The sequence below is a fragment of the Caproiciproducens sp. LBM24188 genome (assembly GCF_054130445.1).
This window is the reverse complement of sequence record NZ_CP196862.1, coordinates 1888262-1911999: the sequence shown is the minus strand read 5'-3', so window position 1 is coordinate 1911999 and position 23738 is coordinate 1888262. Positions and strand designations below refer to the sequence as shown.

At 47.8% G+C, this 23738-nt stretch carries 21 protein-coding genes; 19 read left to right on the top strand and 2 right to left on the bottom strand.

Translation table 11 applies throughout. The features are described 5' to 3' along the window. Positions 1-7: 7 nt before the first annotated feature. From rsgA to sigE, 5 genes are all read left to right on the top strand, one after another. Positions 8-895, top strand: coding sequence for a ribosome small subunit-dependent GTPase A (gene rsgA, locus ACSVDI_RS09040; RefSeq protein WP_457942323.1), 888 nt, complete (start codon positions 8-10; stop codon positions 893-895). Continuing rightward, complete coding sequence (locus tag ACSVDI_RS09035) at positions 880-1518, top strand: thiamine diphosphokinase (RefSeq protein ID WP_457942322.1); 639 nt, start codon at positions 880-882, stop codon at positions 1516-1518. The genes rsgA and ACSVDI_RS09035 overlap by 16 nt, the downstream gene beginning before the upstream one ends. A 233-nt stretch (positions 1519-1751) precedes the next feature. After that, positions 1752-1832, top strand: coding sequence for a stage V sporulation protein SpoVM (gene spoVM, locus ACSVDI_RS09030; RefSeq protein WP_457945625.1), 81 nt, complete (start codon positions 1752-1754; stop codon positions 1830-1832). Positions 1833-1947: 115 nt separating this feature from the next. After that, positions 1948-2772, top strand: coding sequence for a sigma-E processing peptidase SpoIIGA (locus ACSVDI_RS09025; protein WP_457942320.1), 825 nt, complete (start codon positions 1948-1950; stop codon positions 2770-2772). 74 nt (positions 2773-2846) lie between these two features. Beyond that, positions 2847-3563, top strand: coding sequence for an RNA polymerase sporulation sigma factor SigE (gene sigE, locus ACSVDI_RS09020; protein WP_457945624.1), 717 nt, complete (start codon positions 2847-2849; stop codon positions 3561-3563). A 100-nt stretch (positions 3564-3663) separates the two neighbouring features. On the opposite strand, the gene ACSVDI_RS09015 is transcribed toward sigE, so the two are convergent. Further along, on the bottom strand, positions 3664-4146 hold the full coding sequence (locus tag ACSVDI_RS09015) for a DNA-deoxyinosine glycosylase (protein WP_457942318.1): 483 nt from the start codon (positions 4144-4146) through the stop codon (positions 3664-3666). Between the two features lies 1 nt (position 4147). Continuing rightward, positions 4148-5497 (bottom strand): CCA tRNA nucleotidyltransferase, encoded by a 1350-nt coding sequence (locus tag ACSVDI_RS09010; RefSeq protein ID WP_457942317.1) that lies wholly within the window; start codon positions 5495-5497, stop codon positions 4148-4150. Positions 5498-5690: 193 nt separating this feature from the next. On the opposite strand from ACSVDI_RS09010, the gene sigG reads away from it, so the two are divergent. From sigG to hisZ, 14 genes are all read left to right on the top strand, one after another. Beyond that, complete coding sequence (gene sigG, locus ACSVDI_RS09005) at positions 5691-6461, top strand: RNA polymerase sporulation sigma factor SigG (RefSeq protein WP_457942315.1); 771 nt, start codon at positions 5691-5693, stop codon at positions 6459-6461. Between the two features lie 728 nt (positions 6462-7189). After that, on the top strand, positions 7190-9310 hold the full coding sequence (locus tag ACSVDI_RS09000) for a glycosyltransferase family 39 protein (protein WP_457942313.1): 2121 nt from the start codon (positions 7190-7192) through the stop codon (positions 9308-9310). A 179-nt stretch (positions 9311-9489) separates the two neighbouring features. Further along, the gene (locus tag ACSVDI_RS08995; RefSeq protein WP_457942312.1) at positions 9490-9777 is read left to right on the top strand and encodes a YlmC/YmxH family sporulation protein; all 288 of its coding nucleotides are present in this window, start codon (positions 9490-9492) and stop codon (positions 9775-9777) included. Between the two features lie 142 nt (positions 9778-9919). Further along, positions 9920-10666 carry a 30S ribosomal protein S2 gene (gene rpsB, locus ACSVDI_RS08990; RefSeq protein WP_457942310.1) on the top strand — a complete coding sequence of 249 codons (747 nt, stop codon included), beginning with the start codon at positions 9920-9922 and terminating at the stop codon, positions 10664-10666. Positions 10667-10761: 95 nt separating this feature from the next. Further along, positions 10762-11676 (top strand): translation elongation factor Ts, encoded by a 915-nt coding sequence (gene tsf / locus ACSVDI_RS08985; RefSeq protein ID WP_457942308.1) that lies wholly within the window; start codon positions 10762-10764, stop codon positions 11674-11676. 292 nt (positions 11677-11968) lie between these two features. Next, positions 11969-12682: a UMP kinase gene (pyrH, locus tag ACSVDI_RS08980; RefSeq protein WP_457942306.1), complete on the top strand. Its 714-nt coding sequence runs from the start codon at positions 11969-11971 to the stop codon at positions 12680-12682. Beyond that, complete coding sequence (gene frr, locus ACSVDI_RS08975; RefSeq protein WP_457942304.1) at positions 12682-13236, top strand: ribosome recycling factor; 555 nt, start codon at positions 12682-12684, stop codon at positions 13234-13236. The genes pyrH and frr overlap by 1 nt, the downstream gene beginning before the upstream one ends. A 9-nt stretch (positions 13237-13245) precedes the next feature. Then, positions 13246-13953, top strand: a complete 708-nt coding sequence (locus ACSVDI_RS08970) for an isoprenyl transferase (protein WP_457942303.1) — start codon at positions 13246-13248, stop codon at positions 13951-13953. Beyond that, entirely contained in the window at positions 13954-14784 is an 831-nt protein-coding gene (locus ACSVDI_RS08965) for a phosphatidate cytidylyltransferase (RefSeq protein WP_457942302.1), read from the top strand. Between the two features lie 48 nt (positions 14785-14832). Next, positions 14833-15987: a 1-deoxy-D-xylulose-5-phosphate reductoisomerase gene (locus ACSVDI_RS08960; protein WP_457942300.1), complete on the top strand. Its 1155-nt coding sequence runs from the start codon at positions 14833-14835 to the stop codon at positions 15985-15987. Between the two features lie 22 nt (positions 15988-16009). Further along, positions 16010-17068: a M50 family metallopeptidase gene (locus ACSVDI_RS08955; RefSeq protein ID WP_457942298.1), complete on the top strand. Its 1059-nt coding sequence runs from the start codon at positions 16010-16012 to the stop codon at positions 17066-17068. Then, complete coding sequence (gene ispG, locus ACSVDI_RS08950) at positions 17068-18117, top strand: flavodoxin-dependent (E)-4-hydroxy-3-methylbut-2-enyl-diphosphate synthase (RefSeq protein WP_457942296.1); 1050 nt, start codon at positions 17068-17070, stop codon at positions 18115-18117. The genes ACSVDI_RS08955 and ispG overlap by 1 nt, the downstream gene beginning before the upstream one ends. A 14-nt stretch (positions 18118-18131) precedes the next feature. After that, on the top strand, positions 18132-22472 hold the full coding sequence (locus tag ACSVDI_RS08945) for a PolC-type DNA polymerase III (RefSeq protein WP_457942294.1): 4341 nt from the start codon (positions 18132-18134) through the stop codon (positions 22470-22472). A 59-nt stretch (positions 22473-22531) separates the two neighbouring features. Then, positions 22532-23734 (top strand): ATP phosphoribosyltransferase regulatory subunit, encoded by a 1203-nt coding sequence (gene hisZ, locus ACSVDI_RS08940; RefSeq protein ID WP_457942292.1) that lies wholly within the window; start codon positions 22532-22534, stop codon positions 23732-23734. Positions 23735-23738: the final 4 nt, after the last annotated feature.

The following is a 23738-nucleotide window of genomic DNA, read 5'->3' as shown; positions in this document are numbered from 1 at the left end:
GAAACGAATGGATAAGAAAAGCGGATTGATTATCAAAGGCATCGGCGGCTTCTACTATGTGGAAACCGCCGATGCGGTTTATGAATGCAAAGCCCGGGGGATTTTCCGGAAGAATAAAATTACGCCTCTTGCGGGCGACCGTGTGACGATTGCGGTGGAAACCGACGGGACAGGCTCTATTGAAGAAATTTTGCCGCGAAAAAATCAGCTGACCCGTCCGCCGGTGGCGAACATCGACCAGCTGTTGGTGGTTGTTTCTACCTGCGACCCTGCACCAAGTACGCTGATTATTGACAAAACCATCGCGGCGGCGGAAGATAAAGGGATCGAACCGGTTCTGGTGATTTCCAAGACCGACCTGGAGGATTCGCAGTGGCTTGTGGATATTTATCAAAAAACAGGGATTTTGCTTTTTACGGTTTCCTCCGTTACAGGGGAAGGCGTAGATAAAGTACGGAATGTGCTGCATGGAAAAACATCTGCTTTTACGGGGAACTCCGGTGTAGGAAAATCCTCCCTGCTGAACCGGATTGACGAACGACTGCAGCTCCCCACCGGCGAAATCAGTCAGAAATTGGGGCGCGGCAGGCATACCACGCGGCAGGTAGAACTGATTAAGCTGGAACCGGATACTTACGTTGCCGATACTCCAGGTTTTTCTTCCATTCAAATGGAGCGGTACGATATCGTGAAAAAAGAGAATCTTCAGTATTGCTTCCGTGAATTTGCTCCCTATTTGAATCAGTGTAAGTTTCATTCCTGTTCGCATACCTGTGAAAAGGGTTGTGCGGTAATTCAGGCGGTGCAGGATGGAATTATCAGCGAGTCAAGGCATCGCAGTTATATCGAAATGTACAACGAAGTAAAGGACCTGAAAGAATGGGACCTGAAATAAAACAGTGCGTGATTATAGGCTCTTCGCCGGAATGCGGCGGCCGTGATTTTCAGCAGATTGACCGTGAAAAATCGTTCCTCATTTGTGCAGACGGCGGACTGAATACAGCCCGCCGTTATGGAATGGTGCCAGACCTGGTGATTGGCGACTTTGATTCCCTGCAGGGGGATTTGCCGATTGAGTCGGAAATCATCCGGCTGAAGGTGGAAAAGGATGATACGGACCTTATGGCGGCTGTCCGAATCGCTTTGGAACGTGGTTTTCGGGATTTTCTCCTGATTGGCGGTACGGGCGGACGTTTGGATCATACGTATGCCAATTTCTGTGTGCTTCAATATCTTGCGGAGCAAGGCTGCAGGGCTCGTTTGGCGGGAAATGGCAGTCTCGTGTATTTTCAGGGGATTGGAACCTTTCGCTTGAATGGTTTTAAGGGCAGAACTGTTTCGGTTTTTCCCTTTGGTACGTCGGCCTGTACTGTGACCTACCACGGGCTGAAATATCCACTGACAAACCATACTCTGGTGTCCAGTTTTCCCCTTGGGGTGAGCAACTGCATTCTGGAAGACGAAGCGGAAATTCAGGTTTTGGAGGGTAGCGCTCTAATTATTCTAATAATTGATTAACCAATTTTACGGAAACGGAATATACTGAACTAACAGATAGATGTTAGGTGGTGTTCCGAATGCGAAGGTTCAACGGGAAAAGCAATATTGGGAAATATGCCATTGCATTTGGAATCGGACTGATCATCTCTTGTTTTTGTCCCCTTCCGCTCATGATGTTCATCATTGCATGCATCATTGTAGCACTGGGGATAGCACTGTTTCGGTGCTGAACATATTTAGGAGGTCTCCGTATGAAAGTCGTAATTGTTAAGAGCGGTAAATTTTTAGGATTTCTGCTTCGGGCGGTATTCAATATTAAAAAGGAACAATAAATCAAGAGCCGGCTGCAAAAGCAGCCGGCTCTTTTTGTTTTCAACGAACAATTTTTGACACAATGTTTCTGCGCCTATCGGTATAATTTATGGTAAAGCGGCAGGGAGGGATCCCATGAAACAGACAATATATGTGGATGTCTTAGTGGGCGTCAACCTGTTTATCAATTATTTTTTGCTGCTTGCGGTTTCAAAATTCTTAACTATTCCGGTGCGGAGAAGAAGAATTTTGCTGGGTGCGCTGCTGGGTTCAGCGTACTCTTTGTTTATCCTTTTACCGGATATTCCGGTTATGCTGTCCCTGTTGGTCAAACTTATTATGTCGGCGACCATTATTCTAGCCTCTTTTTCGTTCCGGGGATTCAAGCAGTTTCTGCGGCAGTTGGCAACTTTTTATATTATCAGCTTTTCGTTTGCAGGTTTAATGCTCGCCATTTGGTACTTTATTGCACCGCAGGGGCTAATCATTAAAAATTCGGTTGTTTATTTCAATATATCACCGCTTTTGCTGATTCTCCTGACGGTTGTCTGTTACCTTATGATACGGCTAATTCACCGAATTTCCGGTCGGCAGGCACCGGAACAGCTTTTTTACCGGATACGGATTGAGTATGGCAATCAAACGGCTGCCTGCGTGGCCAAAGTGGATACGGGCAATTCCTTGTGTGAACCCTTTTCCAATTACCCGGTGGTGGTCGTGACCAACGGTTGTGCGGGGAAGATGCTTCCCTCGGAAGACAGCGGAAAAATCCGCCTGGTTCCTTTTCATGCAGTTTCGGGGAATGGACTTTTACCGGCGTTTAAACCGGACCGCTTGGTGATTCTTTCCGGAAAAAAAGAATACGAACAAAAGAATGTTTACATAGCAGTTACTCAGGCACGGCTCGGAGAAGCCGAGGCTTTACTGAATCCAGACTTGTTGCAAAGAACGTCTGCCTAAATCTGGCCGTTGACAGACGCGTTTATCAAGCCGTGACGGCGGCGGCAAAAGGGAAAGAGTGAGTGAAAATGGGAATGGACACACGCATCAGGGAACTGGCAAAAGCACTGGCAGAATGGTGGTTTCGGCTTGGCCTAGGGGGGGATATCCATTATATTAATGGACCGGAAACTCTGCCTCCTCCGCTGAGCAAACAGGAAGAAGAGCGGGTCATGCAGAACATTATGAACAATGTTCCGAACGCGCGTGAACCGCTGATTACCCACAATCTAAGGCTGGTGGTGTACATTGCGAAAAAATTTGAATCCTGCAGTGCCAGCGTGGAAGACCTGATCTCCATCGGGACCATCGGGCTGATTAAAGCGGTAAATACCTTTTGTCCAGAGCGGAATATTAAACTGGCCACTTATGCGTCACGCTGTATTGAAAATGAAATATTGATGTATCTGCGGAAAAGCTCTCAGCTGAAAAATGAAGTTTCGATTGACGATCCGCTTAACGTTGACTGGGATGGAAATGAGCTGTTATTATCCGACATCCTCGGCAGCGAGCAGGACACTGTGAATCACGACTTGGAGCAGGAGGTGGAGAAGAACTTACTGCTCAGTGCGGTTTCCCATTTAGCACCTCGGGAACGCGAGATTATGGAACTTCGTTTTGGCCTGAACAACCGGAAAGAGCACACGCAGAAAGAGGTTGCCGATGCACTCGGCATCTCGCAATCTTACATATCGCGCCTTGAAAAGCGCATTATTGAACGGCTGAAAAAAGACCTGGAGCGGGTCAGCTGATTTTATCACATCAAAAAAGGAAGCTTTTAAAGCTTCCTTTTTTGATGCCCGAAAGTATGTGATAGCAAATAAATCTTTTGTATCTGCCTGGATTCTCTTGTTACGATAGAATAACCCGGTATGCTTTTACCAGACGTTCAAACGTGTAGTGACGGCAGTTTGCGGGGCTGGTGGAAGGGAGCGGCACTGCAGGGCCGGCGGTTTTTTGGCAGAACCGTTTGTAAAGCGCCGCTGCCTTAGTGCCGGTGGTAAAGATACGTTCGATGTGGGTGCGGTGAACCAGACCAGTAATATCGTTTGGAACAGGGTCGCGGATACTGCTGTCGTCCGCGCCTTGAATTTGGCAGCTTTTTAGAACATCCCACAGGGCAATGTTGTGCCGTAGGACAAAAGCGGCCTTTTCTTCCACCGTGGTCGGTAACGGCTCTTGGTATAGTTCCGACAAAACACGCCAGAATCGGTTTTGCGGATGGGAATAATAAAAGCCGTATTCCCGGGATTTCGGAGAAGGCATCGTGCCCAGTATCAGAATTTTGGAATGTTCATCGTAAACAGGGGGAATCGTATGCTCAATGTATTCCATATTACTTTTCCGTCCTTATTTCTTCTGCACGCCGCATTAGCGCGCCGCGCTGGTTTTCGCAGGTTCCATCTAGGACTTCGTCCAGAAGCCGGTTCAGTATTCTGCCAATATTGGGCCCCGGTAAAATGCCAAGCTTTATCAAATCCGAGCCGTTGATAGCCAAATCCTTTAATCGGAAGCAAAGCTTTTGGAATAGTATCTGTTCCAGAAGTTTCTTTGCTTCGTTCAATTCATTCAGGCGGCTCCAATAGTCGGGGTTCTGCGCTTGAATATCCGCTTCCTTAATCTGAAACAACAGAGAAAGGTTCGTTTCCCCAAAACGATTTAAACGGTGCAGCAGGATTTTCCGATCGGCGGGTAAGGCGATATCATGAGCTTCCACCAGGATTTCAATCTGTCGTATGGTGTTGTTATCAAAACGGAGTCGCCGCAAAACCTTATGGGCGATTTCGCGGCTTTTCTCACCATGACCGTGGAAGTGGTCAATGCCGTTTTCATCCCGAGTATGGCACGCCGGTTTCCCACTGTCATGTAAGAGAACTGCCATCCGCAAAACCGGGTTGTCCGCTGTATGTTCCAGCGCATTCAGCGTATGCTCCCATACGTCGTAGCAGTGGTACGGGTTCCTTTGCGGAAACTGAATCATAGCGTTCAGTTCAGGCAGAAAACACCCGATGACCGGCTGATATTTTCGAAGAACGGTGACGGCGTCATTTCCGCACAGAAGTTTTGTAAATTCTTCGCGGATTCGCTCGTTCGCAATCCCGTTCAGCAGCGAAGCGTTTCGGAAAATGCTGTCGGAAGTCTGCTTTTCGATAGAAAATCCGAGAATGGAAGCAAAACGCAGCGCCCGAAGAATACGCAGTCCGTCCTCTTGAAACCGCCGGTCCGGTTCACCGACGCAACGGATTAATTTCCGGTTTAAATCTTCCACTCCGCCAAAGCAGTCAATCACTCCGGAATCCGGGTGATAGGCCAGCGCATTGATGGTAAAGTCCCTGCGGGCCAGATCGTCTTCCAGCTTCGTAGTAAAAAAGACTTCGTCCGGGTGACGGTTGTCGGTATAAGCACCATCCACCCGAAAAGTGGTCACTTCCACCATGCTTTGGTCCAGCAGAACCGTAATGGTACCATGCTTTAAGCCGGTGTCCAGCAACTTCCATTCCCCAAGCACCCGCTTCATTTCGTCCGGACGGGCACTGGTGGTCACATCCCAGTCGTTTGGGGTGCGGCCCATGAATTGGTCGCGCACACAGCCGCCGACGACGTAGGAAGGGTAACCTGCTCCGGTCAGTTTATTCAGAATTTTTTTCACCGCATCCGGCAGCTCAAAAATCACGTTTGCCTTCATGCAGTCCTCCAATGAAACAAATTTAGTCAGAATTTTTCAATTTGGTTTGGATTCCCCAAGATTAATTTCAGTATACACTTTTGTAAGTCGGAAAAGCAAGAATTGTTGGGTTCGATAAAAAATTTTTACCTGCATGATCCCCACACTTCATGGCAATACTGAGACTGTATTACCGACATAGGGGGGTTGCAGAGTGCAGTACAATAAAGTGGAAATCTGTGGGGTGAATACTTCTAAGCTGAAGGTACTTACGGAAAAAGAAAAAATGGAGTTGCTGCGCCGAGTAAAAAACGGTGATACAAAAGCCCGGGAGGAGTTGATAAAGGGAAATCTCCGACTCGTTCTAAGCGTGATTCAACGCTTTACCAATCGGGGGGAAAATCTGGACGACCTTTTTCAGGTGGGCTGCATCGGACTAATTAAGGCGATTGATCATTTTGATACCGATCAGGGTGTGCGTTTCTCCACTTACGGAGTACCGATGATTATAGGTGAAATCCGGCGCTATCTTCGGGACAACAACTCTATTCGGGTGAGTCGTTCCCTGCGCGATACTGCCTATAAAGCGATGCAGGTAAAGGAAAAAATGACTTCAGAGAATAACCGGGAACCAACCATTGAAGAGATTGCAAAGGAATTGGATTTGCCGCGGGAAGACGTGGTACTTGCGCTCGAATCCATTGTGGAGCCGGTTTCCTTATATGAACCTGTTTTTTCCGACGGAGGGGACACCATCTATGTGATGGATCAGGTCGGAGACAACAACGACGATTCGAACTGGTTGGATGAAATCGCCCTGAAGGAAGCAATTAAGGATTTGAACAGCAGGGAAAAAAGGATTCTTTCCATGCGCTTTTTTCAGGGTAAAACGCAAATGGAAGTCGCTTCCGAAATCGGCATCAGCCAAGCGCAGGTTTCCCGCCTGGAGAAAGCCGCACTGGATAAAATTAAAAAAGATATCTGAGGAGACGCTGTCACTAGCAAATATGGACAAGCGATACACGCTCCCTACGTGAACTTGAAGAAGCAGGAATGATTGCAACAGTATACCGTTTTCGCAATATGACGAGAAAATGGTGCTCTAAAGAACATAATTATGTTCTTTAGAGCACCATTCATGGTACATAGATCAATAGTTATTTAAACTTGAATAAAACTTTTTTAATTTAATTATCAATAAATTTATTTGCCAATAGTAACGAATCTTCACATGATATATATGATATCAGTGAATCCTTTACTCCTGTATTAGATGGCTTTTTTATGCTGTAGTCAGCGAATCCTTCTACAGAAAAAGAAAAGAATAAACTTAAAACTAGCAAAAAATAAAAGCTTTTTTACTATAATTCATTTTTTAAGCTCCTTTTATGTGTTTTCATAAATAAAACTTCAAGTTTCACCCTACTAACACAATCCATGGGAATCAGCCTCCTCTCAGTATTAAAAATAATTTCTCTAAAATAATTCTTTAAAAAATATATAACTTTATATTATTATTGTCAATAATGATTCTCGCAAGCTAAGTTTTCCATAACAAGGGTGCTGCAAAAAGGATTTTCCCTTTCTGCAGCACCCTTGACTTTTTAACAAATATTTCCACACAGAAATACCGGAATTCCTGCAATAAAATTCATTTAGTTGTCACATAAGGCTAATATAATGCGCTTAATAGGTTATGGAGGGAATCCATCTATGAAGCGTAAATTAAAAGAACAATACCATTTCATCATACTCGGTGCGATTCTTATCCTTTCATTTGGATTAAATTTTTACGCAATTTCCAAGAACGGTACGGCGAACGAATATTATGCGGCTTGTATCAAAAGCATGACGCAGAGCGTCTCAAATTTTTTCTTTGTATCCTTTGATCCAGCCGGCATGGTGTCGGTTGACAAGCCGCCGCTTGGATTGTGGATTCAGGCTATTTTTGTCCTGATTTTCGGTTACCACGGCTGGGCATTTTTATTGCCTCAGGCGATTGCGGGAACCTTGTCCTGCCTAATGATTTATCTTTTAACAGCAAAATATTTCGGACGCCCGGCGGGACTGATTTCCTCCTTGATTTTTGCTTTGTCCCCGTCCGTGGTAGTCATTTCCCGCAACAATACCATGGACATGCAGCTGATTTTTGTACTTCTCCTTGCAACCTGGTTTGTATTTCGGTCCGTAGACAGTGGAAAAGTACATTATCTGCTGTGGGCGGGGGTATTTGTCGGCCTGGGCTTTAACATTAAGATGCTGCAGGCTTATATGATTCTTCCCGCCATAGCGGTCACTTATCTTATTTTTGCAAAACAAAAATTTAGGAAACGGCTGCTTGTCGGGGCTGCCGCCGTCTTGCTCATGCTAGGTGTGTCCTTTGCCTGGGTGGCTGCGGTGGAACTGACCCCGGCGTCAAACCGGCCGTATGTGGACAGCACAAGCAGGAATTCTATGCTGGAACTGATTACCGGACATAACGGTACGGAGCGCTTGTTTGGCAGCGGTATGGACGGCGGCTTTGGCGCAGGACAGGGCGACGGTGGCAGAGCGGAAGGTATGCCACCTCAGATGAACGGCGGCAAGGCTGCACAAAACGGTACACCTCCGCAGATGCAAGACGGTGCGGTTCCTCAAGACGGCACGCCGCCGCAAATGCCGAATGACGGTTCTTCTTCCAATTTGGGATTAAAATCCGATCGCCCGGATTTTTCCAATCGCGGGGATGACGGAAAAAGCCGCAGCATGGATGGCAGAGAACCCTTTAGGGGCGGTGGCGGAATGGGAAACTCCGAAATTGGTATGGCATCACCGCTGCGTCTGTGGAATTCAAATCTGTTTGGCCAGAATTCGTGGCTGCTGTTGTTTGCCCTTCTCGGATTTTGCGGATGCCTGAGTAAAGCGGCGTTCCACAAAAGGGAGAGCAGTCAGGGCGTATTGCTTTACTGGATGCTTTGGTTGACTGCAATGGCCGTATTTTTCAGTTTCGCGGGATTTTACCACCGTTATTATCTGAGTATGTTGGCTCCCGCCATTGCCGTGCTGAGCGGCGTTGGTATTGTGGTTATGTTTCGTGGGTTCAAGCGTAAAAAAGAGCAGCGGAAAGATTACATTCGTCCGGTTTTTCTGCTGGCTGTACTGGCAGCGAATCTTGGCTTGGAAATTCGCTATCTCATGAATTACAATAACCTTCCCGCATGGGTTTTGCCCGTAACCCTGGCCGGAGCTGGAATCGGCCTCATTCTAATGCTGTTTCATCACTTTGGGAAAAAGCAGATGGCCTTGTATCTTTCCACTGCGGCGCTTACCATTTCCCTGTTGGCGGCTCCGCTTTACTGGTCGCTGACGCCGGTCCTTTATGTTCCGAACGCAACCATGCCGTATGCCGGGCCAGAACTTTCCGGAAACAGCGGAAGCCGTGGATTCGCGGATAGAACCAATACGAGCGGAAACAGAGGAAGCTCCGGCCTGGAAAATTATTTGGTGCAAAACTATAAGGAAGGGAGTTTCCTGGTGGTATCCCAGCGGGCCAGCGATGTTGCTCAATTCATTATTGATACGGGGCTGCCATGCTATGCTTACGGCGGATTTTTAGGGACGGATAATTCTTTGTCGCTGGAAAAGCTGAAACTGTACGTTTCAGAAGGAAAAATAACCTACTTTTTCATTTCATCCGAAATGGGCGGGGGTAGCAGAAATTCAGAAGTAATCAATTATGTGAAAGAAAACGCTGTTTTGATCGATGAAAGCGAGTATCGCTCCCAGGTATCCTCCAATGTTCAGCGGCCAGGCATGGGCGGTATGACAAAAGGCTCCTTATATAAATTTGGATAATAACCTGCCGCAGATTCATGCCCTGCGGCGGGTTATTTTGTTTTATCGGATGATATTGCCGCGAAAAACGGCATATAATCTATCGGCTGTTTTCTTAATCAGGATACGGAGTATTAAGGTGGATATCGACCAGGTTTAACGTGAAAGGGAAAAACACTATAGCTACGGGAGGCGAAAGCGTGAATTGCAGAGTCGTTGATTTACGTCATAAGGAAGTAATTAACATAAAGGACGGCACACGTTTGGGGGCGGTTTGCGATGTAGAATTCGACACGACAAACGCCAAGCTGACCTCAATTGTGATTTATGGCCGACTTCGTTTTTTCGGATTGCTGGGCAGGGAAGACGATATCATTATTAAATGGCAGGACATACAAGTAATTGGTGACGATACCATATTAGTATGCTATAATGAACCGTATCGTCCTATGAAAAAGCGAGTACGCGGATTTTTCAGTGGGGATTGAAATTGGGCTTGTATTATATTTTTATTTGTGGTATAATACTACCCGCAAAACACACGCCGATATCATGACGGCTTGGTGCTCTGAATTTCAGGGTTTCGTCTGTTCAGGTTCGGCGGAGGAAAAACCAAGGAGGAATAAATCAATGGCAGTAGTATCTATGAAACAACTTTTGGAGGCCGGTGTTCATTTCGGCCACCAGACCAGAAGATGGAACCCGAAAATGGCGGAATACATCTTCACCGAGCGTAACGGCATTTACATCATCGACCTGCAGAAAACCGTTAAAAAGCTTGAGGTAGCGTACAATTTTGTTCGTGACCTTTCCGTTGAAGGCAAGCCGATTCTGTTTGTCGGTACCAAGAAGCAGGCTCAGGATTCCGTAAGAGAAGAAGCGGAAAGAGCAGGCGCTTTCTTTGTTAACGCACGTTGGCTGGGCGGTATGCTTACAAACTTCCGCACCATTCGCCGCAGAATTGACCGCCTCAATCAGCTGAAGAATATGGAAGCAGACGGTACATTTGACCTTCTTCCGAAGAAAGAAGTCATCAAGCTCCGTCTTGAAATTGAAAAGCTCGAGAAATTCCTCGGCGGCATCAAAGATATGAAGCAACTTCCCGGCGCTTTGTTCATTGTTGACCCCCGCAAGGAAAGAATTGCAGTTTCGGAAGCCAGAAAGCTCGGTATCCCGATTATTGCAATTGTTGATACCAACTGCGACCCGGATGAAATTGATTATGTTATCCCCGGCAACGACGATGCAATCCGTGCGGTAAAACTGATTTCCGCAACAATGGCAAACGCAATCATTGAAGGCAGAGAAGGCCAGATGGGCGCTGCTGCAGAAGAAGCGGAAGCAGAAAAAGTAAACGAAGAAGAAACCGCGGAATAATCTATTTTTACGATATTATACTATAACGAATTTATAAGGGTATTTCTGGGTGGCTGCACCCAGGATACCCTGAAATAGAATCGGAGGAATAAAGAATGGCTTTTACAGCGAAAGACGTTGCAGAGCTTCGTGAGAAGACCGGCTGCGGAATGATGGACTGCAAAAAGGCACTTACCGCTTCGGACGGTGATTTTGACAAAGCAATTGATTTTCTGAGAGAAAGAGGATTGGCTGCAGCGACCAAAAAGGCCGGCCGTATTGCGGCGGAAGGCATTGCATATGCAACCGTAAATGACGACTCTACCGTCGGTGTTGACATTGAAGTAAATGCAGAAACCGACTTTGTTGCTAAGAACGCAGAATTCCAGAATTTTGTTCACACGTGCGCACAGACCGTTATGGAGCAGAATCCGGTTGATGTGAATGCATTGCTTCAGTGCACCGCTTCCGGTTCCGATAAGACGGTTGACGCTCTTCTGAAAGAAAAGATCCTCGTGATCGGCGAAAACATCAAAATCCGCCGGTTCAAGAGATTGGAAGGCGTTGTTTCCGCTTATATCCATGCGGAAGGCAAGATCGGCGTTCTGGTTAAGTTCGAAACTTCTCCTGAAGTTGCCGCGAAGGAAGGCTTCAAGGAGTATGCCAAGAATATCGCGATGCAGATTGCGGCCATCAGCCCGCAGTACCTGAACCGCGACGCTGTTCCGGCAGATGTTGTAGAGCATGAGAAATCCATCCTGAAAGAGCAGATTGTCAACGACGGCAAGCCCGCTGCAATTGCAGAGAAGATTGTTGCCGGCAGACTTGGCAAGTTCTTCAAGGATGTTTGCCTTGTGGATCAGGCTTATATTAAGGACGGCAATATTTCCGTTCAGCAGTACACCGATGCGACCGCGAAAGAGCTCGGCGGTTCCATTAAAATTGCGGAATATGTTCGTTTTGAAAAGGGCGAGGGCCTGGAGAAGCGCGAAGATAATTTTGCCGACGAAGTTGCCGGTATGATTAAATAAGTCTGTTTGGGTTGATAGCGCGGGAAAAATTTCCTGCGCTATTTTTTTGCGCAGGTACCGTAATAAAAGCTGCTGTTTGCCAAATTGGAACATCCAAAAGTGGGTGCCTTTGGCTGTTCGTTTTTGAAATTTTTCCATTGCAGACGGGCACTAAACGGCTGTTGAATAAAATTTGAAGCGATTGTTACCAAACTATAAAACTTGCCAATAATAGTGTTAATTGCACAAGAAAGGCTTTACTTTATTTAGCCTATATTGTAAAATGAAATAAATAAAAATAGGGGTGTTGATTTTGCAACCTAAATATAAACGGATTCTTCTCAAACTCAGCGGCGAATCTCTCGCGGGTGGTCAGCAGCACGGAATTGACTTTGATACCGTCCTGAAAATCTGTCAGCCGATTAAAGCTTGCTCGGATATGGGCGTGGAAATCGGGATTGTTGTCGGCGGAGGCAACTTCTGGCGTGGCCGCAGCAGCGGAAAGATGGACCGTACCAGAGCCGACCATATGGGGATGCTTGCAACCACCATCAACGCACTCGGTGTAGCGGATGCGCTGGAGCAGTTGGGTGTGCCGGTGCGTGTTCAGACGGCTATTGCCATGCAGCAGATTGCGGAGCCGTATATTCGCAACCGCGCGGTGCGTCACCTGGAAAAGGGCAGGGTAGTGGTATTTGGCTGCGGAACCGGTAACCCATTTTTTTCCACCGATACGGCTGCAGCACTGCGTGCGGCTGAAATTGACGCAGACGTTATCCTGAAAGCCACGATGGTGGATGGGGTGTACGATTGTGACCCGAAGAAAAACGCGAACGCCGTGAAATTTGATTCGTTATCCTTTATGGATGTATTAAATAAGAATCTGCAGGTTATGGACAGCACAGCCGCTACGCTGTGCAGGGACAACAACATCCCGATTTTAGTCTTCAATATTGATCATCCGGAAAATATTTTGAAAGCGGTTTGTGGGGAACCGATTGGTACGATTGTGAAGGAGGAACTGTAATGAAAGAAATTCTGGCACACGCAGAAGAACGTATGAAAAAGAGTGTAGCTGCTCTGACGGAGGAATATTCCACCGTTCGCGCGGGACGTGCAAACCCGGCAATTTTGGACAAAATCCGGGTTGACTATTACGGAACGCCGACTTCCATTAATCAGCTTGCCGCCGTTTCTGTATCCGAAGCGCGCGTCCTGACCATTCAGCCGTGGGACATTTCTGTTTGCCACGCCATTGAAAAGGCAATTCAGACTTCCGACATCGGCATTAATCCGCAGACCGACGGCAAGGTGATTCGTCTCACGTTCCCGCAGCTGACGGAAGAGCGCCGCCGCGAACTGGTAAAAGATATCAGCAAGATGGCGGAAGAAGGCCGCATTGCGATTCGCAATATTCGTCGCGACGCCATGGATAAGCTGAAGGGCATGAAGAAAAATGGTGAGCTGACGGAAGACGACCTGAAGCAGGCAGAAAAGAAAACACAAGATCTGACCGATAAATATTGTAAAGAGGTCGACTCGATTTTTGACCGCAAACAAAAGGAAATTATGGAAATATAGGAAGTAAAAATGGAATTTAGCCAATTTCCAAGACATATCGGAATTATTATGGACGGAAACGGCCGCTGGGCAAAAAAACGCGGCCTTCCCCGTACCGCCGGTCACAAGGTTGGTGCGGATGTGTTTAAAAAAATTGTCCGGTACTGTAGCTCGATTGGAATACAATATCTGACCATTTATGCTTTTTCTACGGAGAACTGGAAACGCCCTCGTGAAGAAGTCGGAATGCTGATCAAGTTGTTTGAACAGTATTTGCAGGAAGCCCTTCGGGATTTTCTGAATGAAAATATTAAGGTTTTTTTCATGGGGGATACCTCCGCTTTTCCGGAAGAATTGCAAAAGCTGATTCGGGATACAGAAGAGGCTTCCAAAAATCATACCGGCATGGTGCTGAATATCGCTTTGAACTATGGAGGAAGAGCCGAACTGACTCGTGCTGCCAGGTTATTGTCTGAGGAGGTAAAAAGCGGTAAGCTTACTCCTGAACAAATTACAGAAGAAACCTTTGCGCAAAAGCTGTATACGGCAGGACAGCCGGACCCTGACCTGATTATCAGGCCAAGCGGCGAAAACCGCATTTCTAATTTCTTACTGTGGCAGTCCGCATATTCTGAGTATGTCATTATGGACATCCTTTGGCCGGATTTTAAACCAAAGGATTTGGACCGGGCTATTAAAGAGTACGCGAATCGAAACAGACGCTTTGGAGGGGTTTAATTGAAAGACAGGCTCACCTCGGCGGCTACCATCATTATTTTTTTTGCAGCAATTGTTCTGTTTAATCGCAGTTTTCCGTTAGCACTAAATATCGCCTTAGCACTGATCTCGATTTTGTCGGTATATGAGATTATTTCCGCGCTTGGCCTATCGAAAAATTATATCCTGCTGGTACCCAGCATTTTGTTTTCTGCAGTACTGCCTTTTATTTATCCACATTTGCTGCTGCTGCAAGCCGTGTACTTTTTATATACGGTTGTGATGTTCGGCGCGTTGATTTTTTATCATCAGTTTATTACATTCCGTGAATTGGGCGTGCTTTACAGCATGACGATCTTGATTCCGACTGCGCTGGAAACGATTCTTGAAATCCGGCAGCTAGGCGGCGGCCATGGAATGTTCTATGTGATTATTGCCATTTCTTCGGCTTGGATTGCCGATACCGGCGGATATATTGGCGGGAGTTTGTTTGGAAAACATAAGCTCTGCCCGAATATCAGCCCGAAAAAAACCGTGGAAGGCGTCATTGGTGGATTTGTACTGAATATTGCCGCAATGCTGGTATTCGGCTATTTGTTCGGTACAGTTTATTACCACAACAGTGTTGTGGTTTTTTATCAAACTCTGCTGATTATCGGTATTTTCAGCACGGTAATGTCTGTGCTTGGCGACTTGAGTTTTTCGCTGATTAAACGCAGCTGCCATATTAAGGATTTCAGTGAAATGATTCCCGGCCACGGAGGGATTCTAGACCGGTTCGACAGTGTTATTTTCAATGCACCATTTATTTATCTGCTTGTGCAAGTCATGCCGATTGTTATAAAAGGATAGCTATCTGCTTGATTTTATGGTTATAAATCTTTTGAATGAGGAATAATAATGAAAAGTTCCATTTCTATTTTGGGCTCCACCGGTTCCATTGGCACGCAGACGCTTGACATTGTACGGCATTTAAACCTTTCTGTCTGTGCGTTAGCCGCAAATGCGAATGTGAAACTGCTGGAAAATCAAATTAGAGAGTTTAAACCGCAACTTGTTGCGGTTTTTAACTTAAATGCGGCAAAATCTTTGAAACAGTCCGTCGCCGATTTACCGGTGAAAGTGGTACAGGGGATGGACGGCCTTTGTGAAGTCGCTTCCGTTTCTTCGGCAGATGTCGTCGTAAACTCGGTTGTGGGCATGGTGGGGTTGAAGCCTACGTTGGCTGCGATTCAGGCCAATAAAGACGTGGCGCTGGCCAACAAGGAAACATTGGTGGCCGGCGGTGCTCTGGTAATGAAAGCCGCAAAGGAAAACAGCGTTAAAATTCTTCCGGTGGACAGCGAACATTCTGCTGTTTTTCAATGTTTGCAGGGATGTCCGGAGAAAAAAGCGCTGAAGCGTTTGATTCTTACTGCGTCGGGCGGACCGTTTTTCGGCTGGAAAAGAGAGCAGCTTCAAACCGTTACACCGGAACAGGCGCTGAAACATCCCAACTGGAATATGGGTGCGAAAATAACGATTGATTCCGCTACCATGATGAATAAAGGCCTTGAGATTATGGAAGCCCGCTGGCTGTTTGATGTGCCACCCTCACAGATTGATGTGGTGGTACACCGGGAAAGTGTGGTTCATTCCATGATCGAATATCAGGATCATTCTGTTATTGCGCAAATGGGTGTTCCGGATATGCGCATTCCGATTCAGTATGCGTTGACCTGGCCGGAACGGGTTCCATCTCCTGTAAAACAATTAAGCCTTACAGATTATAAAACACTTACCTTTTATGAACCGGACGATGAAACGTTCGAATGTTTGCGGGTATGCAAAGAGGCCATCAGCCGCGGCGGCTTGGCGCCGGCAGCGGCAAATGGGGCCAATGAGGTTGCGGTTCAGCTGTTTTTAAACGGAAAAATTCGATTTACCGAAATTGGCAGTTTGGTCCGCAGAGCAATGGAGAATCAGCCGGATGATCTTTTGACATCCGTTGACGATATATTGAAAGCCGACGCAGCGGCGCGGGAATATGTGCTCCGACTGGCCGGCGGGTTATGAGGTGATTTGAATCAGTCAGGTATTGTTGACCGTAATTGCGATTCTTCTCTTTGGATTTATCATCTTTATCCATGAGTTTGGCCATTTCTTCATGGCGAAACTTTCGGGGATTCGTGTCAATGAATTTGCGATTGGCATGGGCCCAACGCTGTTCCATTTTCAAAAAGGGGAAACCAAATACGCGCTGCGGCTATTACCAATTGGTGGATTCTGTGCCATGGAAGGCGAAGATGGGGAAAGCGAGGACAGCGGCGCATTTAATAAAAAACCGGTCTGGAAGCGGATTCTGGTTGTTGTGATGGGCGCCGTCATGAATATTGTGCTGGGGTTAGTCCTGATGATGGTTATTTTAGGCCAGCAGCCAGCTTTTGGCTCTACAACCATCGCGGAATTTACGCCGAACGCTGCAACACAGGCGGCCGGATTAAAAACCGGGGATAAAATCACGAGTGTCGATGGTTACAGGGTTTACGGCGACCGTGACATCAGTTTTGCCCTTTCTACCGCGAATCCGGAAAAAGTAGACATTGAAGTAGACCGCGGCGGACAATGGATGTCGTTTCAAGATGTAAAATTCAATACGCAGGAATATAACGGCAAAAAGATCCTGAGCATCGATTTCAAGGTCCAGGCAATTCCAAAGAATCCCGGAACGTTGATTGTAAAATCCGCACAGGATACGGTTTCTATTGTGCGAATGGTTTGGTACAGCCTGGTAGGGCTGGTGACCGGAAAATTCGGCTTTAATGATGTTGCTGGTCCGGTCGGCGCGGCAAACGCGATTGGGGAAGCGGCAAGCATCGGCTTGAAACAGAGTTTTCTTGCGGGGTTAAATAATATTCTGCTGATGATGGTGATTATCACTGTGAACCTCGGTGTGGTGAACCTTCTTCCGTTCCCTGCACTGGACGGCGGACGTCTGGTCTTTCTGATTGTGGAAGGAATCCGGCGCAAACCGGTGAACCCGAAATATGAAGGCTGGGTGAATGCGGCCGGTTTTGCCCTGCTGCTTTGTTTTATGGCCATTGTAACGTTTAGTGATATTTTAAGGCTTGTAACGGGAAAAGGACTCGGATCATAATGAGAGAAATAAGAAAATCAAGGACCGTATATGCAGGAAATGTTCCAATCGGCGGGGGTTCAAAGGTGACGGTGCAATCTATGCTGAATGTTCCGTCCACGGACCTGGCCGGCAGTGTGCAGCAGGCGGTTGAACTGGAGAAGGCCGGATGTGAGATCATCCGGCTTGCCATTCCAAATATGGAAGCAATCAAGCTAATTCCTGCGATTAAGAAGGCGGTATCCGTTCCGCTTGTGGCTGATATTCATTTTGATTACCGGCTGGCATTGGAAGCGGTCGCCGCCGGCATAGATAAAGTACGGATTAACCCAGGAAATATCGGCAGCGAAGACCGGGTAAAGGCGGTGGCTGTTGCCTGTCGTGAAAAGCATATTCCTATTCGTATTGGGGTCAATTCCGGCTCGCTCGAAAAGGAAATCCTGGCGAAGTATGGCGGCCCGACCCCGGAAGCCCTAGTGGAAAGCGGTTTGTACCATGCGTCATTGCTGGAAAAATTCGATTTTGAAGATATCGTGCTATCCATCAAATCCTCCAGCGTAGATACCACCATCCGGGCTTACGAGCTGGCGGCGCAGCGCTGCGATTACCCGCTTCATCTTGGTGTGACAGAGACGGGTACGGAGCGTATGGGCGTCATTAAATCCGCCATCGGGATCGGCTCGCTTCTTCAGCGTGGAATTGGAGATACCATTCGGGTATCGCTGACTGCCAACCCGGTACGCGAGGTTGCAGCTGGATTTGACATTTTAAAAGCGCTGGACCTGCGGGCAGGCGTCCAGTTTATTTCCTGCCCAACCTGCGGCAGAACCCGCATTGACCTGATTGGAATTGCCAATGAGGCGGAAAGACGGCTGACGGCCTGTGGAAAGAATATTAAGGTTGCCGTAATGGGCTGTGCTGTGAACGGTCCTGGCGAAGCACGGGAAGCCGACATTGGAATCGCCGGCGGAGACGGCGTTGGACTGATTTTTAAAAAAGGACAAGTGATCCGGAAAGTTCCGGAGAATGTTCTTGTGGATAGTTTAATGGAAGAGATAGAGAAATTGTAAAGGATGAATCTTCAGTGAAAACGTTTGGCGAGTTCTTCAGTGGATACATAGAAACGGCGAAACTTCCTCCCGCCGTTCAAAATGGATTGATTTCCCAGCTGCAAATTGACAGCAATAACCGAATTATTACAGCAGAAGTGGCGTTTCCATCACTGGTGGAGCGCCGCGTGCTTTATGATGTGGAAAACCGCATTCAATCCTGTAAAGAGCTGCAGCTTGCCAAGGCAAAAATCATGCCCCGTTTTCCTTCCGAAAGCTTCAATGCCGACTATTATCAGAACCTGGTACTGGAACTGAAGCGCCGTGAAGCAAGCATCAACGGGACGCTGACGGATTCAACTGCGCGTGTGGAGGGGAACAAGCTGCTGATTACCCTGACGCACGGCGGAGCCGATATGCTGAAGGCGCGCCGTATCGATCACTTGATTACAAAACTGATTCAGGAGGAATTCGGAATCCATTTGGACGTTGAGTTCGATGGGGTCCTTTCCATTGACAGCACCAGTACGGTTTATATTGAAAAGCAGAAAAAAGTGCAGGAAAAGATTAAGCGGGCAGCCGTCATGGAAGAAATGGAACATTATGAAAGCAGCATGAGCCGTACTTTTACACCCAAGACCATCAGCGTAAGAAGCGGCGAAACGTTACTCCCGACAATTATTCCGGAAAGCATCCGTGACCTGTACGGGCACCTTGGAAAGTCCAAACCGATTCCGATTAGTAAAATCACGCCGGATATTGGTAGCGTAACGGTCTGGGGCGAAATTTTCACGATTGACAGCAAACTGACCCGTGATCAGCAGCGCAAGATATACTCCATCAATATTACAGATTACACCGGTTCCATTACCCTGAAAATTATTGAAATGGTTGCCCAGTGCAAAACGCTGGACACACTCAGCAATGGGACGACGATCGTGGTGCGCGGGGATGTAGAATATGACAAGTATGACCATGAAATTGTTCTGCGCCCCAAGGGAATCGGCACGGCGGAACAGGTAAAAGTGGTGGACAATGCCGATGTAAAACGTGTGGAACTGCATGTTCATACCAATATGTCCAGTATGGACGGTGTAAACTCTGCCAGCGACCTAATCAAACGGGCCGCGAACTGGGGGCACCCGGCGATTGCAATTACCGACCACGGCGTGGCGCAGGCGTTCCCGGAAGCGATGAACGCGGCAAAAGACATGAAGAAGCAGGGAAAGCCCATCAAGGTAATCTACGGCGTGGAAGCGTATTTTGTCAACGATTTGGTTCCCGCTGTAAAAGGAAAGTCCGACCAGCCACTGAACGGAGAATTTATATCCTTCGATATTGAAACAACCGGTTTAAGCCCGAACAAGGACCGGATTACAGAAATCGGCGCGGTACGCATCCGCAATGGTGAAATTGTAGAGAGCTTCGACACGTTTGTGAATCCCGAAATGCCGATTCCGCCCAAAATTACCGAACTGACCGGCATTACCAACGAAATGGTAAAGGATGCTCCTTCGGAGCAGGAGGCGGTGGAGGCGTTTTACCGTTTCTGCGGAGAAAATGCTGTATTGATTGCCCATAACGCGGACTTTGATACATCTTTTATCCGTGTCGCTGCCAAGCGCCATCAGATGGAATTTTCTTATCCATATATTGATACAGTGCCGATGTGCCGTTCTATGCTGAAAGATATTAAGAACTGCAAACTGGACACAGTCGCGAAATATCTGAAATTGGACCCGTTTAACCATCATAGGGCCAGTGACGATGCTACGGTGCTGGGAAAAATCTTCATCGCGCTGGCAAATCGCCTGCAGGAGGACATGCAGGCAAAAACCGTTATGGATATCAACTCTTCGCTGGCCGGCGGAGATGTGAAAAAGATGAAGTCCTACCATCAGATTATACTGGTGAAAAACAGGACGGGCCTGAAAAATCTGTACCGGTTGATTTCCAAGGCGCATTTGAATTATTTCTATCGGAATCCACGCATTCCAAAGAGTGAATTAATCAAATACCGCGACGGATTGATTATCGGAAGCGCCTGTGAAGCGGGTGAACTTTACCGTGCAATTACTTCCGCTCAGCCGTGGGAAACACTGTGCGAAATCGCCGACTTTTACGATTACCTGGAAATTCAGCCGCTTGGCAACAATCAGTTTATGGTACGGGAAGGCATGGTGCCGGACGAAGAAAAGCTCAAAGAGTTCAATCGCACCATCGTTCGGCTTGGCGAAAAACTGCATAAGCCGGTTGTCGCAACCTGCGACGTTCACTTTATGGACCCGAAAGATGCGGACTACCGGAAAATCCTTATGACAAGCCAAGGATTTTCGGATGCCGACAATCAGGCGCCGCTGTACCTGCGCACCACGGAAGAAATGCTGAAGGAATTCGAGTATCTTGGCAAGGAAAAAGCGTATGAAATCGTGGTGAAAAATTCCAACCTGATTGCGGATATGGTGGATGAAGTTACGCCGATTCCGCCTGGGACCTTCCCGCCGTTCATCGAAGGCGCCGAAGAGCAGCTGACTTCGATTACATGGTCGCGGGCAAAGGAAATTTATGGCGACCCTCTGCCGGAAATCGTGAAAAACCGCCTGGACCGTGAACTGGGTTCCATTACGAAGCACGGCTTCTCCATTCTTTATATGACTGCGCAGAAGCTGGTGGCCGATTCCGTTGCGCACGGTTATCTGGTTGGCTCCCGTGGTTCGGTCGGTTCCTCCTTTGTGGCCAATATGTCAGGCATTTCCGAGGTCAATCCGCTGGAGCCGCACTATGTCTGCCCAAAATGCAAGCACAGTGAGTTTATTACCGATGGTAGCTACGGCAGCGGTTTTGACCTTCCGCCGAAAAACTGCCCGGTTTGCGGTACAGAGTATAACCGGGACGGCCACACCATTCCGTTTGAAACCTTCCTTGGTTTTGACGGGGATAAAACACCGGATATCGACTTGAACTTTTCCGGCGAATATCAGTCCAGCGCGCACCGATATACAGAAACATTGTTCGGAAAGGACAACGTTTTCAAAGCCGGAACGATTGCTACCGTAGCGGACAAGACCGCAATCGGTTATGTGAAAAAATACGAGGAAACCAAAGGCGTTGTCCTGCACCGTGCGGAAGAGCTGCGCCTTGCTATGGGTTCCACCGGCATTAAGCGTACCACCGGCCAGCACCCGGGCGGCATGGTTGTTGTGCCAAAGGGGATGGACGTATATGATTTCTGTCCCGTTCAGCACCCTGCAAACGACCAGAATTCAGACAACATTACCACGCATTTCGACTTCCATTCCATACACGACACCATCTGTAAGCTGGATGAACTCGGCCATGATGTGCCGACCATCTACCGCTATCTGGAGGATTATACTGGAATACCCGTCATGAAGGTTTCCATGAGCGACCCGGAAGTGATGTCGCTGTTTACTTCAACGAAAGCGCTGGGGGTAACGCCGGAGGACATTGATTCTCAGACCGGAACCTTTTCCCTGCCGGAAGTGGGCACCAGCTTTGTACGCCAGATGTTGATCGATTCCCAGCCAAAGACTTTTTCTGACCTGCTTCAGGTTTCAGGTCTGTCCCACGGTACTGACGTTTGGCTCGGCAACGCTCAGGATTTGATTAAAAGCGGGCAATGCACGATTTCTGAGGTAATCGGTACTCGTGACAGTATTATGACCTATCTGCTCCTAAAAGGGCTAGAGCCAAAAATGGCGTTTAAAATTATGGAAATTGTCCGTAAAGGAAAGGCGACCAAGCTCCTGACGGAGGAATACATCAATGCGATGAAAGAACATGACGTACCGCAGTGGTACATCGATTCCTGTATGAAAATCAAGTACATGTTCCCGAAAGCACATGCCGCCGCTTATATGATTTCAACGCTTCGCCTGGGCTGGTATAAGGTGCACCGTCCGGTCGAGTACTACGCCGCTTATTTTACGGTTCGCGGCGAGGATTTTGACGGTGCCACCGTTTTGCAGGGTAGGGAGGCAGTACGCCGCCGTATGAATGAAATTTCCATGAAAGGCAAAGAGGCAAGCGCGAAGGAAGAAGCGGAGTATGCAACGTTTCAAATTATTAACGAAATGCTTGCCCGTAAAATTGAAGTGCTTCCGGTAGACCTTTATAAATCCGACGCCAGAAAGTATCTGGTGGAGGACGGGAAAATCCGTCTTCCGTTCTCTTCGCTCGTCGGTGTCGGTGAAGCTGCTGCAAACAGCCTTGCCGCGGCAAGGGAAGGTGGACCATATATCTCTATCGATGACCTTCAGACCCGTTCCAAGGTGTCAAAATCGGTAATTGAAACCCTCGCTTCTGCAGGAGTTTTGGCAGGTTTGCCGGAAAGCAGCCAGATGAGTTTGTTTTAGTTGACAGAGCATACTTTACTGTGGTATTATATTATCACACTAAAGCATTTGAGGCTGTTATGAAACGATATTACAAAATTACGCCGGAGGGAACTAACGACCTTCTGTTTGAAGACTGCCTTGCCCGCAGGTTTGTGGAGAAAAAGCTTGCAAAAGTTTTTTCTTCCCGCGGTTTTCACGAGGTGGTAACGCCTGGAATTGAATTTTATGATGTTTTTCAGCCCGAAGTTTCGGGAATCGGCCAAGAGGTCATGTATAAAATGACCGACCGCCGGGGCAGGCTGATTGTTATGCGGCCGGATTCTACCATGCCGATTGCGCGGCTTACGGCAACCCGGCTGCAAAACCAGCCGAAACCGGTTCGTCTGTTTTACACGCAGCCGATTTACCGCAACCATCCGGGCTTAACTGGTCACAGCGATGAAACGGTGCAGACGGGCATTGAACTTTTAGGCGCGGCCGGAATTCGCGCGGATTTGGAGGTGATTGCCACCGCGGTGGAGGCGCTGAGCCAGTGTGTTCCGAATTTTCGTTTGGAGCTTGGGCACGCCGGTTTTTTCCGTGCTTTAGCGGAACAGCTGCCTGTGACCGACAATGTCCGAGAAGACATTCGTCAGGCGATTGAATCCAAAAATTATGCTGCGCTGGATGCGATTCTGGATGAACTTCCGGCGTCCCAGCCGGTTTCCGCCATCCGCAGGCTGCCGCGTTTGTTCGGTGGGGAAGAGGTGTTTCCCCTGGCTGCGCCGCTCTGCTTTGATGAAAAATCCGCGCAGACGCTGGATTACCTGCATGAGCTTTATCTTGCCATGAAAAAGTTAGGGTTGGAAAAACAGGTGATTGTGGATTTAGGGTTGGTGCAGCGCAACGATTACTACACGAATATCGTGTTCAGCGCATATGTGGAAGAATTTGGTGATGCCGTTCTGTTGGGCGGTCGTTATGATAATTTACTGGGCCTTTTCGACCTGCCGATGCCGGCGGTCGGATTTGCCATTAATGTGGACGCGATTGCGCAAATCATGCTGAAAGAGGGAAAAACTCCCGCGGTCCATCCAGCGGAAATTTTGGTTCACGGGGATCCCGGCTACGAGGTGCAGGCGCTCCGCTATGCGGCGGACATTGCCAACCAGGGACACCGGTGTGAAACCAGCGTTTTTGAAACACGGGAAGAGGCCGTTTCCTACGCCAGAGCAAGCGGAATGAAACAGGTGATCTTTCTTGCCGAAACAACCGAAACTATAACGTTGGAGAAAGAATGATGGT